Source organism: Pseudomonas sp. PB101 (genome assembly GCF_009764265.1).
Classification (GTDB): Bacteria; Pseudomonadota; Gammaproteobacteria; order Pseudomonadales; family Pseudomonadaceae; genus Aquipseudomonas.
The window spans coordinates 85,517-97,970 of record NZ_RWIR01000079.1; the positions used below are offsets into that span (position 1 = coordinate 85,517).

At 57.1% G+C, this 12,454-nt stretch carries 13 protein-coding genes; 9 read left to right on the plus strand and 4 right to left on the minus strand.

Annotated elements, in window-relative coordinates; translation table 11 throughout:
* Window positions 1-40 precede the first annotated feature (40 nt).
* The 3 genes from EI969_RS24625 (at window position 41) to EI969_RS24635 (ending at window position 3,960) form a co-directional block, all read left to right on the plus strand.
* On the plus strand, window positions 41-1,615 hold the full coding sequence (locus EI969_RS24625) for a cytosine permease (protein ID WP_160390059.1): 1,575 nt from the start codon (window positions 41-43) through the stop codon (window positions 1,613-1,615).
* Window positions 1,616-1,632: 17 nt separating this feature from the next.
* Window positions 1,633-3,321: a choline dehydrogenase gene (betA, locus tag EI969_RS24630; protein ID WP_160390100.1), complete on the plus strand. Its 1,689-nt coding sequence runs from the start codon at window positions 1,633-1,635 to the stop codon at window positions 3,319-3,321.
* Between the two features lie 180 nt (window positions 3,322-3,501).
* A complete protein-coding gene (locus EI969_RS24635; protein ID WP_160390060.1) occupies window positions 3,502-3,960 on the plus strand; it encodes a GNAT family N-acetyltransferase in 459 nt (152 codons plus the stop codon).
* A 13-nt stretch (window positions 3,961-3,973) separates the two neighbouring features.
* Here the strand turns inward: EI969_RS24635 and EI969_RS24640 are convergent, their stop codons facing one another.
* Window positions 3,974-4,279, minus strand: coding sequence for an NIPSNAP family protein (locus EI969_RS24640; protein ID WP_103395532.1), 306 nt, complete (start codon window positions 4,277-4,279; stop codon window positions 3,974-3,976).
* A 212-nt stretch (window positions 4,280-4,491) separates the two neighbouring features.
* On the opposite strand from EI969_RS24640, the gene EI969_RS24645 reads away from it, so the two are divergent.
* Both EI969_RS24645 and EI969_RS24650 read left to right on the plus strand, forming a co-directional pair.
* The gene (locus tag EI969_RS24645; RefSeq protein WP_160390061.1) at window positions 4,492-5,154 is read left to right on the plus strand and encodes an ATPase; all 663 of its coding nucleotides are present in this window, start codon (window positions 4,492-4,494) and stop codon (window positions 5,152-5,154) included.
* A gap of 58 nt (window positions 5,155-5,212) precedes the next feature.
* The gene (locus EI969_RS24650; RefSeq protein WP_160390062.1) at window positions 5,213-5,551 is read left to right on the plus strand and encodes a hypothetical protein; all 339 of its coding nucleotides are present in this window, start codon (window positions 5,213-5,215) and stop codon (window positions 5,549-5,551) included.
* 164 nt (window positions 5,552-5,715) lie between these two features.
* Here EI969_RS24650 and ppk2 read toward each other — a convergent pair whose 3' ends face one another.
* A complete protein-coding gene (gene ppk2 / locus EI969_RS24655) occupies window positions 5,716-6,633 on the minus strand; it encodes a polyphosphate kinase 2 (protein ID WP_160390101.1) in 918 nt (305 codons plus the stop codon).
* A 177-nt stretch (window positions 6,634-6,810) separates the two neighbouring features.
* Here ppk2 and EI969_RS24660 point away from each other — a divergent pair, with 177 nt between their 5' ends.
* The 4 genes from EI969_RS24660 (at window position 6,811) to EI969_RS24675 (ending at window position 10,393) form a co-directional block, all read left to right on the plus strand.
* Window positions 6,811-7,740, plus strand: coding sequence for a Ppx/GppA family phosphatase (locus EI969_RS24660; RefSeq protein WP_160390063.1), 930 nt, complete (start codon window positions 6,811-6,813; stop codon window positions 7,738-7,740).
* 265 nt (window positions 7,741-8,005) lie between these two features.
* Window positions 8,006-8,470 carry a hypothetical protein gene (locus tag EI969_RS24665; RefSeq protein ID WP_256678359.1) on the plus strand — a complete coding sequence of 155 codons (465 nt, stop codon included), beginning with the start codon at window positions 8,006-8,008 and terminating at the stop codon, window positions 8,468-8,470.
* A gap of 124 nt (window positions 8,471-8,594) precedes the next feature.
* On the plus strand, window positions 8,595-10,007 hold the full coding sequence (locus EI969_RS24670; RefSeq protein ID WP_160390065.1) for a PAAR domain-containing protein: 1,413 nt from the start codon (window positions 8,595-8,597) through the stop codon (window positions 10,005-10,007).
* Between the two features lie 119 nt (window positions 10,008-10,126).
* Window positions 10,127-10,393, plus strand: coding sequence for a hypothetical protein (locus tag EI969_RS24675; RefSeq protein ID WP_256678360.1), 267 nt, complete (start codon window positions 10,127-10,129; stop codon window positions 10,391-10,393).
* Window positions 10,394-10,527: 134 nt separating this feature from the next.
* Here the strand turns inward: EI969_RS24675 and EI969_RS24680 are convergent, their stop codons facing one another.
* Together EI969_RS24680 and EI969_RS24685 are read right to left on the minus strand one after the other, a co-directional pair.
* On the minus strand, window positions 10,528-11,016 hold the full coding sequence (locus EI969_RS24680; RefSeq protein ID WP_160390067.1) for a hypothetical protein: 489 nt from the start codon (window positions 11,014-11,016) through the stop codon (window positions 10,528-10,530).
* A 281-nt stretch (window positions 11,017-11,297) separates the two neighbouring features.
* Complete coding sequence (locus EI969_RS24685; protein ID WP_160390068.1) at window positions 11,298-12,047, minus strand: tetratricopeptide repeat protein; 750 nt, start codon at window positions 12,045-12,047, stop codon at window positions 11,298-11,300.
* Window positions 12,048-12,454: the final 407 nt, after the last annotated feature.

The following is a 12,454-nucleotide window of genomic DNA, read 5'->3' on the forward strand; positions in this document are numbered from 1 at the left end:
CGGTTATCTCGTCATGATCTTCCAACAATAAGAGTCCATCATGAACACTAACGCCAAGTCCGCCACGAGCGTGTCCAGCCTCGACGAAAAATCCGTCGTCGAGGCGCATTCGATCGACTTCATCCCCGAGAGCGAGCGCACCGACAAACTGTCGAGCCAGGGCCCGTTCTGGTTTCTCGGCAATTTCACCTTCTTCACCATGACCATCGGCTTCGTCGGCCCGAGCGTCGGCCTGACCGCGCTGTGGACCACCTTGGCCGGCACGCTGGGCATCATGTTCGGCACGCTGTTCATGGCGTTTCACGGCTCCCAGGGCCCACACCTCGGCCTGCCGCAGATGATCCAGTCCCGTGCACAGTTCGGTTATCGCGGGGTGATCCTGGTGCTGTTGGCGACGCTGTTCGTGTTCGCCGGCTTCAACATCGTCAACCTGGTGTTGATGATGCAGGGGCTGCACACGCTGTTCGGCTTCAACCCCGCGGTGATCGCGGTGGCGGTGACCATACCGGCGGCGGTGCTGGCGATTCTCGGCCATGACTGGATGCACCGCAGCTTCAAATGGGCGCTGTTCCTGTCGCTGCCGCTGTATGGCCTGGTGACCGTGGCGGTGGTGATGGGCTGGGTGCCGGATGCGGTGCTGCCGGCACTCGCCGAAGGCGAAGTGGCCCGCGAGCCACTGGGTTTCAACTGGACCGGTTTCATCGCGCAGTTTGCGGCGGCCGCCAGCTACAACATCGCCTACGCCCCGTACGTGTCGGACTACTCGCGCTATCTGCCGAAGAACACCTCCAGCGGCAAGCTGATCGCCGTGGTGTTCCTCGGTGCCTCGTTGTCCGGTGCGTGGATGATTTCCGTGGGTGGCTGGCTGGCCGATCACCTGCACTCCACTGACGTGCTGGTGGCCCTCGGGCAAGTCGGCAACACCGTGTCGCCGCTGATGGGCACGGCGGTGGTGGTGGTCACTATCCTGGCGTTCCTGCCGGTGATCGCGATGAACATCTACAGCGCCAAGCTGACCACGCTGACCTGCGTCGACTCGATCAAGCACATCGAGCCAACCCGCAGGGCTCGCATCCTCGCCATCGCATTTGTGATCCTGCTGCAACTGGGCGTCGCCCTGAGCATCCAGAGTTCCGGCAAAGGCCTGTCGGTGCTGGGCATCTACCTGGTGGTGATGCTGTACTTCCTGGTGCCCTGGACCTCGGTCAACCTCACCGACTACTTCTTCGTGCGCAAGGGCCGCTACGCCATCCCGCACTTCTTCATGCCCCACGGCAACATCTACGGCAGCTGGGGCCTGCGCGGCATCGCCGCCTATGCCATCGGCTTTATCTCGATGATCCCGTTCTTCTACATCTTCGACGGCGTTGAACAGCGCGAGGTGTATGTCGGCCCGCTCGCCAAGGCGCTGGGCAGCATCGACATCGCCTGGCTGGTCGGGCTGATCGTCTCGGGCCTGGCGTACTACTGGCTGAGCCGCTCGATCGACCTGAAACGCGAAGAAGTGGTGATCCAGCAGATCGAGAAAAACTCGCCGCAATACACCACCGGCGACACGCTGACCCACAAACAGCAGCCACTGCGGGTACTCACTGAATCGACGGTCGGGAGATAGCTATGACCACGCAAAGAATGACCACACAAAAATACGACTACATCATCATCGGCGCAGGCTCGGCAGGTTGTGTGTTGGCCAACCGCCTGAGCGAAGACCCGGCCACCTCGGTGCTGGTCCTGGAATTCGGCGGCAGTGACAAGAGCGTAGTGATCCAGATGCCGAGCGCATTCTCGATCCCGATGAACACCAAGAAATACAACTGGCGCTACGAAACCGAGCCGGAGACTTTCCTCAACGGCCGGCGCATTCACTGCCCACGGGGCAAGGTGCTGGGCGGCTCGTCGTCGATCAACGGCCTGGTGTACATCCGTGGCCACGCACTGGACTTCGACGAGTGGGAATCCCTCGGTGCCGAGGGTTGGGGCTACAAGAATTGCCTGCCGTACTTCAAGCGCGCCGAGAGCTACGAGTCGGGCGGTGACAGCTATCGCGGGCAGACCGGACCGCTGCACACCACCAACGGCAACCACATGAAAAACCCGCTGTACGGCGCCTGGGTCGAAGCCGGCGCTGAGGCGGGCTACATCAAGACCGAAGACTGCAACGGCTACATGCAGGAAGGTTTCGGCGCCATGCACATGACCGTGAAAAACGGCGTGCGCTGCTCCACGGCCAACGCCTACCTGCGCCCGGCCATGGGCCGTCCGAACCTGACGGTGATCACCCACGCGATGACGCGCCAGATCATCCTCGAAGGCAAGCGTGCGGTGGGGGTCATGTATGACCACGGTGGCCAGACCCACCAGGTGTATTGCAACCGCGAAGTGCTGATCTCGTCGGGGCCTATCGGTTCGCCGCACCTGCTGCAACGCTCGGGCATCGGCCCGGCGGACGTCCTGCGCAAGGCCGGGATCGGCGTACGCCACGACCTGCCGGGAGTAGGGGAGAACCTGCAGGATCACGCCGAGGTGTACATCCAGTTCGGCTGCAAGGAACCGGTGACCCTCAACAACAAGATGGACCCGCTGAGCAAGCTGATGATCGGTCTGCGCTGGCTGCTGTTCAAGGACGGTCTGGGCGCCACCAACCACTTCGAGGCCGGTGGTTTCATCCGCTCCGAGAAGGGCCTGCGCTGGCCGGACATCCAGTTCCACTTCCTGCCGGCAGCGATGCGCTACGACGGCAACAAGCCGATCAAGGGCCACGGTTTCATGGTGCTGACCGGGCCGAACAAACCGAAAAGCCGTGGTTACGTGCGCGTGCGCTCGGCGGACCCGTACGAGCATCCGGAGATCCGCTTCAACTATCTGGAGCGTGAAGAGGACCGCGAAGGTTTCCGCCGCTGCATTCGCCTGACCCGCGAAATCATCGGGCAGAAAGCCATGGACCGCTTCCGCGACGGCGAAATCGCCCCGGGCGCGCAGGTGACCAGCGATGAAGACCTCGACGCCTTCGTCCGTGACAACCTGGAAAGCACCTACCATCCGTGCGGTTCGTGCCGCATGGGCGAGGATGACATGGCGGTGGTCGATTCCGAATTGCGCGTGCGCGGCATCGCCGGTCTGCGGGTGATCGATTCGTCGGTGTTCCCGACCGAGCCGAACGGCAACCTCAATGCGCCGACCATCATGCTTGCCGAGCGGGCGTCCGATCTGGTGCGTGGCGTGCAGATGCTGCCATCAGCGGATGTGCCGGTGGGGTTGGTCGAGGGCTGGGAGAGCAGCCAGCGGACTTCGCTGCCGGGGCGTAACGTGCGGGTTTGATCCACACAAAACCCTGTAGGAGCTGGCTTGCCAGCGAAAGCGGTCCACCTGACACACCGCGCCGACTGGATCGCCAGCAAGCCGGCTCCTACAGTTGATCTTCGTCGGGACAAATTATCCGTCGCTGGTCCTTCGTCATTGCTAGTCTGTAATTCCTTGAGACCGCAATGGAGCACCCTCATGGCTATTCAGGCCCTGCGCGCCGACGCATCGCACATCGACCAGATCGCCCCTTTGTTTGACGCCTACCGGATGTTCTACGAGCAGCCGTCGAACCTTGCGCAATCACGCGCCTTCATCGCCGAGCGACTGGCCCGGGACGAGTCGGTGATTTTTCTTGCCCGGGACAGCGACGGTGAAGACCTCGGCTTCGTCCAGCTGTTCCCGACCTTTTCCTCGATCGACGCCCACCGCACCTGGCTGCTCGGTGACCTGTTCACCACACCCGCCGCCCGGGGCAAAGGCGTCGGCACGCTGCTGATGAACACCGCCCGGGATTTTGCCAGGCTGGCCGGCGGCAAGGGCATGACCCTGGAAACCGCCACCGACAACCTCACCGCCCAGCACCTGTATGAATCCCTGGGCTGGGTGCGCGACCCCGGTTACTACACCTACTGCCTGGATCTGAAAAAAGACTGACCCAGCGATCCTGTCAGCCAAACACCGGCCGCATGAACGAACGCTCATAGCTGAGGATGAATTTCTTCTCCTCGGCGTACTTGAACGCGGCGATGCACTGCGGATCGTTCATCGACTGCTGCCGGTAATGCTCGTACGCCGCCAGGCTCGGGAAGGTGAACAGCGCCAGGGCGATGTTGTTGGCGCCTTCGGACGGCAGAAAGTAGCCGTGGTGCTGGCCGCCGAATTTCTCTACCAGTGGAATCCACAGCTTGCCGTAGTGCTCGAAGGCTTCGAGCTGGTAGGGATCGAGCACGTATTTCAGGTAGCAGGTCACCATTGTTCCATTCCTTGATCGGGTTTTGAGTGCAGACGCCACTCTAATGAACCCTGGGCGCCCGGCACAGCCGCTTGTTCGACATCGACCGGTAAGTTTGCGCCAGATGCACTATTGGTTCAGTCAATAGTCACCATCAAGCATCGCAAGTTCTGTTTTTTGCGCAAAGGCGGAAAATCGCCTGCATTGAACACGCTGCTCAAGGAACCTGCGCGATGAAAATCTTGACCCGACTGGCTGTGATTGCCTTGTTGCTGGGCAGTGTTGCATCCACCGCATCGGCCTTTGCCGAGGACGCACGCGCCTGCCATCTGCCGCCCATCACCGGCAGCCAGGGCGGGTTGCAATACGGGCAGACGGTCGGGGTGCTCTACAGCGAAAACACCGTGGAGAACCTGCAATACCTTGAGCAATACCACTCGGTCGCGCTGAACGGTGCGAAGAATGCACTGGATGCACGGATTCGCCAGGCATTCGTCGACAGCTCCGATCCGGACCTGGCCATCGACTGGCTGATGAGCTCGCTGCACAAGACTTTTCTGTCGGTGACGGTCTACGACAACCTCGATGCGCTGGTGCAGGCGCATCCCGATGTAGTGGTAATGCTCGATACCCACAACCAGTTGCTGACCCAGCGTAACGACCGGGTCGAAGCGCGTTTCGCCGCGCGGTTCTACGACGCCAACCTGCAATACATCGGCAAGGCCGAAGGCGCGGTGGAAAAACAACTGCCGTCGGTGTGGGTGCATGACAAGGCCGCCCCCGAGATTGCCACGCAAATCGAACAGCAACGCGACCTGCAACTGACTGCGCTGAAACAGTTCGATGCGTCGCTGAAGGTGTTGGTAACGGCCAGATTGACTGCAACAACGAATTAACTGGCCCGACGTCCACTGAGCGGCGGGCAATCCAACGATTTATTCCAGGACCTGATTGATGCGCACTTTTTTCACCCCGACTCTGGCAATCGCTTCGCTGCTGCTGGCCGGTTGTGCCACGCCGAACGACCCGACGATGACCTTGCAGACCAGCAAGTCGCCCGAGGAATACACCCATTGCGTGGTGCCGAAGTTGCAGCACGATGCACTGGCGCCAACGGTGTCGCAGACCCAGCGCAGCTACCGGATCGTCGTATCGAGCAAAGTGGCGGCGGACAACGTGCTTGAAACCTATAAAGCCTCGAGCGGCGGCAAGGTGTTCCTGTACGAGCGCAAGCTGCTGGCGTCGGCGTTTGTGCCGTCGTCGTTCGAGCGTGCGGCGCAGGAGTGTCTGTAAGCCGGATTTCAGGCAAAAAAAAGCCGCCGGGAGAGGCAGCAGAAAGTTCAAGCACGCATTGGATGACTGGAGTATGGCGCCCGCTTCATGACGATTCGATGACGGCTTGATGGCCATTCATCAGGATGCCGTTAATTCGCTGACTGCCGACTAATTGTGTTGAGTCAGTAAACCTCCGGCACGATGATTTCCTGCGGTACAGGTCCCCGTGAGTAGTCTTTCTGGCGCTCGCGCTGGGGCAGTTCGATCATCGGCAGTTCGACTTCTTCATAAGGCATCTGGCTGAGCAGGTGATGGATGCAGTTGAGGCGGGCCTTCTTCTTGTCGTCGGCCTGCACCACCCACCATGGCGCTTCGGCGATGTGGGTGCGCTCGAGCATGATTTCCTTGGCCTTGGTGTACGCCTCCCAGCGGCGGCGCGACTCCAGGTCCATGGGGCTGAGTTTCCACTGCTTGAGCGGGTCGTGAATGCGGCTGAGAAAGCGCAGGTTCTGTTCCTGGTCGGAAATCGAGAACCAGTACTTGATCAGCTGTATGCCGGAACGGGCGAGCATGCGCTCGAATTCCGGCACGGTGCGGAAGAACTCTTCGTACTGGTCGTCATTGCAGAACCCCATGACCTTTTCCACGCCAGCACGGTTGTACCAGCTGCGGTCGAACAGGACGATTTCCCCGGCGGCGGGCAGGTGCGAAACGTAGCGTTGGAAATACCACTGCGTGCGTTCGCGGTCATTGGGCGCGGGCAGGGCGGCCACCCGGCAAACCCGGGGGTTGAGGCGCTGGGTGATGCGCTTGATCACACCGCCCTTGCCGGCGGCATCGCGGCCTTCGAACAGGATCACCACCTTGTGCCCGGTCTTGACCACCCAACTCTGCAATTTCACCAGTTCGCCTTGCAGGCGGAACAGTTCGGCGAAGTAGCGGCGCCGGGCCTCTTTCTCGCTGCCATCCTCGATGTGTTCATCGAACAGGGCGTCCAGGTTGTGTCCGTCTTCCGATAATTCCAGTTCCAGCTCTTCGTCACTGATATCGAGCAGCTCGCGGTGGATGCGCTGGATCAAGGTGTCCTGAAGGGAAAGCATGGTGAGCACTCGGGTCGTGGGTGGCATAGCCGATCCTGGTCACAGTTTGTTACGAATTGGTGATGGCCACTGGTGTCATCTGGGTGTCATCGAAGCCATGGCAACATCCTCGCAATCCGTCTCGAGTGCCCGGCAGGCCGCCAGCCTGCCGGCAGATGAATGTGCAAGGAACCCCGTATGAAAGACGCCCCGCTGTTTGCCGCCATCGACCTGGGCTCCAATGCGTTCCGCCTGATGATTGGCCAGTCGGTGAGGCGCAACCAGCAGATGGTCATCCAGGAGGTGAAGACCTTGCGTGAACCGGTGCGTCTGGCCGAAGGCCTGCAGGGCGGGGCGCTTGATGAGTTGGCGCTGGACCGGGGCTGGCAGGCGCTGGCGCGGTTCGGCAAGAAATTGCGCGGTTTCGAGGCCAGGCGCGTACGGGCGGTGGCCACCAGTGCGGTGCGTGAAGCAGACAATGCGCCGCTGTTCCTGGCCAGTGCCGAGCGGCATCTGGGTTTTCGCATCGACGTCATTTCCGGTCACGAAGAGGCGCAACTGGTCTACGCCGGCGTGGCCCACACCTTGCCGGCGCAAAACACGCGGCTGGTGGTGGATATCGGCGGTGGCTCCACGGAGATGATCATCGGTCGTGGCGACCAGTTGCTGGTCACCGAAAGCATTGCCATCGGCAGCGGCACCTTCGGCGCGCATTACTTCCATGGCGGGCGGATCGTGGCCCAAGCGTTGCTGGAGGCCGAGCGCGCGGCCACGGTGCAGTTCGAACGCATTGCCCGCCGCTATCGCGCCATGGGCTGGCAGCAGGCGATCGGCTCATCAGGGACGGCGCGGATGCTGGCCAAGGTGCTCAAGGCCAACGGCTTGAATGATGATGACCAGAGCGGCATCACCTACGGCGGCCTGTTGCGCCTGTCGTTGCGCCTGCTGGAAGTCAAACATGTGAAGCATCTCAAGTTGGCGGGCCTGCCCACCCATCGCCTGAGCATTTTGCCCGGCGGCCTGGTGTTGATGCTCGCGGCGTTCAAGGTGTTCGGCATCACGCACATGATTGCGTCGGAACCGGGTCTGCGGTTCGGCGTGCTGCATGGATTGATGAGCAGACACTGAAATCCGTCCGGGGCTAAATCCTATTGGAAAACACCCTGTGGGAGCGCCTATCAAACCAGCGTCGCCACAAAAGCTCTGCTGTAGGAAAAGGCTAATTAACTCCGCGAAACTTCCTATTCCACCCGCCGGCCCTTTCATCAAGGCCGCGACCTGCTAGTTTCCCAGCGCCGTCTTTACCGTCATTCCTTTAGCGATCCTGCCTGAGGGAAGTGGCGCCATATCCCAAGGAAAAGGAACCTCGAAAATGAATGGACCCCTGAGCCCCATGTATACCAACGAAGTTTCCCCTGAGTTTCTGCGCAGTCTCGACGGCCCCGATTTCACTGAGCAGCAAATTGCACAATTTGCTGAGCAATCCCAAGCGATTGTTCGTCAGCAGGAATCTCTCATCAAGGCCCATCCCACCATCGCCATATTCCGTTTCGCTACCGAGGGTAGCCAAACCCGTGACGGTGGAGTGATTCAGCGAGGTGCAGTACCGGTGGAAATTACGTTGGAAGATGGTCGGACTGTGCGCCTTGCGCACAAAGGCGATCACGCCATTTATGCCGATGGCAGTACGGCGCAGATCGTTACCGGCAGTGGTGACGCCAGCGGTAATGTTGCGCTGGTAGGCAGCTTGCTGGGCAACGGCGATCAGATCATCAACACACCCCAGGGCGCCTGTATTTTTCATGTGCGTGAGGGTGTGCCGATGGATGAGGATTTCCTGCCCGCCATCGCCGATTGAACAACGAAGCGAGGCGCCGAAAGAGAGCCTCAGGACCGGTCGTTCAGCAGGAGAAGACGCTGACGGCCACCACCCACGGTCGGAAAATTTACAGGACCCGACCGGATGAAAAGGAGAACAACCCATGAGCAAAGGTTATTACATCGGCCTGAATGACAAGACCACCTGCGGTGGCACCGTCCTGGATGGCGACACCCGGATCATGATGTACGGCGTTGCCCATGCCAAGGAAGATGACCGGGTGACCTGCGGCAAGAGCGAGGGGATCTATCAGATCGTCGGCGGCATTTCCCACATGATCAGCCATGGAAAGCGCATGGCGGGTACGCTGGACAGCTACAGTAACTGCCCCTGCAAGGCACGCTTGATTCACTCGGTAGAAACGGCGAGCTACAGGAATGCCGCTAGCCCTGCATCCCAGCCTGCCACGCGAGCTGCACAACCGACAGCGCCCGCAGCAACCCCTCAGTCGGCAGCACCGAGTCAATCCGCTTTGGCGCCGTCCAACCAACCCGTTCCTCCCGTATTCACTACAGTCGATGTAGCGGAACCTGGTTTCTACGTCGTCCCCAACAGCATGACCCGCGAGCAGCTGGAAGCGACTCTATTCCCTTCGCGCTCCGCTGCAGTGATGAGCAAGTTCAATGCGCTCAACCCTGGTACAGGAGATATCAAGGCAGGTTCGATGATCGTGTTGAGCGATCCGAACAACACCTCCTGTACTTATCAGGAAGCCCGGTTGATGCAGGTCGCCCAAGAGGTCAAGACGGCCCTCGACCCGCTGACGCCGGGAGAAGCCGACTTCATGCATCGCCATGCGGGGGAGATTGCGAATTATCTCGGTGACAGCTCAACCGTGCTTGGCGTCAGCGCGGCGATAATGGAAAAGCATCTCGGCGGCCTGCGTGACATCCTCCAGAAAATTGAGCGCCTGCATCAGGATAATTACCGTCAGCACGGCCACCTGCGATCGCCGTCGTTTTTCGCCGATCGCAAGCACCTGCTCACCCAGTTGGATGCACACCTGCTGAATTCCACTCGTTTACGAGGCCAGACTACCTTGGGTGATCACCCCAAGTTGAAAACGGCGCTCGGCATTTCCACTCGCAGTCTGGTGCATCATTGGGACAAGGCCGGCGGGCCAGGACATATCCCGGGGTATTCCAATCATGTGAATGCCGTAAGCCGGGCAGCCAAGTACATGCAGAACGGCGGCTATATCGGTATTGGAATTGGCGCGGTTTCTTCGTTACTGGCAATTCAAGAGGTTTGCGTTGGCGATTCGGGAGCAGCTTGCGAGAGGGTCAGGTTCACGGAAGGAGGCAAGTTTTTTGGAGCTACCGCTTTGGGCGCGGCCGGAGCGGCAGGCGCTTCAATTACTGCTCGTCCGGTTTGCCTGCTATTGGAGGCTACAGGAATTGGTGGCGTTATCTGTCTTGCTACGACAGTCGGAGTAGGTGCTTATTACGGAACAAAAACTGGCGAAAGAACAGGTGAGGGAATAGGTGAAATAATTTACGAGAAATTCTGGCAATGACATGCGAAGGGTTCTGGAAGTCATGGCTGGCTTTCTGGTTTCTAGCTGGCCCAATTCTGCTGAGCTGCGTAAGTTTTGTATTTAGTTTATATCTGAGTAGGCGTCACCTGAACTCGATGATGGATAACTTGAAATCGAGTCGTTTTATCTATATTTGGGGGGAGGGTCTTCGGCGGCAGGGGTGGTTTGGCAGGATAGCAGTACTTACACAGGTTGCTGGTATCGTGCTGATGCCTCGGATTCATATCCGGTATGGGGAAGTGAGTGAGGCTGAAATAAAAAAATTCCCTCACTACCTTAAACGGCTGCTGAAAATTTATGCGGGAATGCTGGTTGTTGCTCTACTCTGGGGTGGGATAGCGGTCGTGATGTTGAATTTTAAATGAGTTAAAATATTCGCGCTGTTAGTGAGCAATGCAATGCCGAAGGGATTAGGGTTTCTGGCACCCCGAAACACCCGATGGCAGAACGGGCACTAGCAGTCGCGCTGTAATTGAAAAATGCGAATAGCTCCCGCTGTTTAAAATGTCCACCTATGATTTATATCATCAGCAAAGAAAATAGATATCCAATACAAAAAAATCCCTGCACACAGGCTGTACCCTATTATGCTCTCGCAAACTTTCTTGTTGGAAAAGCGATAATTAATAGATGCAGTAATAGCCAATAAACCAACGGCGAACATAATCAATGCCAGCGCTGGGGCTGCAATCCCCAAACCATTGAATTTCAATAATCTGGATTTTCCACGACCTCCCCCATAAGGCAGTACAATATGGTTGTTGTAAATTGAATAAGTGGCTAGTAGCAAACAACAAGTGGATATAGCAATGAGTGCGACTTTCAGTCTTGCAGGGGGCTTCCTTAGTTTGTTAGGCGTACTCGCATCGTGCAACGACTTTCTACATTTATAACAGAGCCCGTTTTTAATTCGCGCCACACCTCCCTCGTTCGTCATGCTGCAATTTTTGCATTTTTTTGCTACCAACATTGCTTTTCCACGAGGCATCAACTCTCGATCCTCCTTCACTTAAGTTTTTTCCAATAAGCCCTATGCATCTTTATTTGGCCAAGCAAAGCTAGGGCAGCATAGGGCAGGAACGCAAACAAATTGTTCATGTAGTAAGATGCTTTCCAATGAGCAAATATTACCATTTGATTAATCTTGCTCTTTATAGTTATCACTAACGCAGTTGTGCCAGTTAATACGACGGTGCGGCAATTGATGGTGTAGATAACTTTCGCCCATGAAAAATATTTAAAACACTTTAAGAATGATAGAATTAGATTTCACGACTCAACTTTGTGGTAAATGCCTTCAGCGCTCACGTTATGACCAAATCCGCAAGACCCGCCTGCCACTCGCGTTACAGTGAGTAGTTCATCATCAATATCAAAGTCATACTGGCAGTCGCCCTCATTATCATCATTCATTGCGTAGTGAGCCTTGCCATTTTTAAACTCTAACACTGTTGAGAACTCTCCAGAATTGGGTCCTCCGTACATTGCCATTAGGCCGGCGTAAAAACCAAAAAAATCAATTTTGTAATTTCGACCATGAGGCTTGATAATTATGCTATTCCATAACGCAGCCCCTGAATACCTCCAGTACTGACCTCCTGGCTCAGAAGACAATTCTTCTACTGCGGTTTTTATGTTGTTATTAATTTTATTTAGATTAAAGGTTGACCTTTTGTCGTTTGGCAAGATATTCAGCCATGCCTTGGCCCTAAGAATATCACCTTCATGTACGTAGGTAAGAGCTACGTTGTTGTAGGCCATAGCAATTTTATCTTCGTCAAGCTGACAGCTCTCCGACCAGCCGACCTGTAACTCGTATTGACTCCTAGCCTTAGGATATTGCTTAAGCCCGTAATACCTCCCTCCTTCAGTTGCGTATTTATCGACTTTAAGGCAATTAAGCTCCATCTCCTCTTCAGTAATGGCTGCATAAGCTAAATCCGGTGCGATAAAAAGCGTTGTGAGCGCACAGCCTTTTATCAGTCGGTATACTGAGAAATTGAAACACCGAGAGTACATATTGCTCCACCATTAAAAAATGAGACACTGTCACAGATCACCTAGGTTCTATTGCCTTTTACCCTGGAAACCCCGGCCCCCGTCGCGCGCGTGTGCAAAGCCAAACATCATGACGAGAGTATCGCCTTCCACACTTTGCCTCCGCAGGTGGTCTTGTTACTTTCGCGAATAAAGTATCCCTTTGCCATTGCACGCACTCCGTGTCTATTCACGCGCTAGGCAGGCACGTGCTGTGGTTGTATGAGTCGCACCGACTCGGAAAAGAGTGGGCGAACACAAAGTACGTGGGCTTGGAGGCAATTCAAGACATTGCGGAACGAACAGGAGACTTCCTACAAGTAATACAGAGAAAGACGACGAAAGTTGAAATAAGTCGGATTGCCGTTCTTGCTTGGTTCGCAAGCGAA

Excerpts from the sequence above, each read along its gene's own strand:
- EI969_RS24625 (WP_160390059.1), top strand. The coding sequence starts at position 41 with ATGAACACTAACGCCAAGTCCGCCACGAGCGTGTCCAGCCTCGACGAA.
- betA (WP_160390100.1), top strand. The coding sequence starts at position 1,633 with ATGACCACACAAAAATACGACTACATCATCATCGGCGCAGGCTCGGCA.
- EI969_RS24635 (WP_160390060.1), top strand. The coding sequence starts at position 3,502 with ATGGCTATTCAGGCCCTGCGCGCCGACGCATCGCACATCGACCAGATC.
- EI969_RS24640 (WP_103395532.1), bottom strand. The coding sequence starts at position 4,279 with ATGGTGACCTGCTACCTGAAATACGTGCTCGATCCCTACCAGCTCGAA.
- EI969_RS24645 (WP_160390061.1), top strand. The coding sequence starts at position 4,492 with ATGAAAATCTTGACCCGACTGGCTGTGATTGCCTTGTTGCTGGGCAGT.
- EI969_RS24650 (WP_160390062.1), top strand. The coding sequence starts at position 5,213 with ATGCGCACTTTTTTCACCCCGACTCTGGCAATCGCTTCGCTGCTGCTG.
- ppk2 (WP_160390101.1), bottom strand. The coding sequence starts at position 6,633 with ATGCTTTCCCTTCAGGACACCTTGATCCAGCGCATCCACCGCGAGCTG.
- EI969_RS24660 (WP_160390063.1), top strand. The coding sequence starts at position 6,811 with ATGAAAGACGCCCCGCTGTTTGCCGCCATCGACCTGGGCTCCAATGCG.
- EI969_RS24665 (WP_256678359.1), top strand. The coding sequence starts at position 8,006 with ATGTATACCAACGAAGTTTCCCCTGAGTTTCTGCGCAGTCTCGACGGC.
- EI969_RS24670 (WP_160390065.1), top strand. The coding sequence starts at position 8,595 with ATGAGCAAAGGTTATTACATCGGCCTGAATGACAAGACCACCTGCGGT.
- EI969_RS24675 (WP_256678360.1), top strand. The coding sequence starts at position 10,127 with ATGGATAACTTGAAATCGAGTCGTTTTATCTATATTTGGGGGGAGGGT.
- EI969_RS24680 (WP_160390067.1), bottom strand. The coding sequence starts at position 11,016 with ATGCCTCGTGGAAAAGCAATGTTGGTAGCAAAAAAATGCAAAAATTGC.
- EI969_RS24685 (WP_160390068.1), bottom strand. The coding sequence starts at position 12,047 with ATGTACTCTCGGTGTTTCAATTTCTCAGTATACCGACTGATAAAAGGC.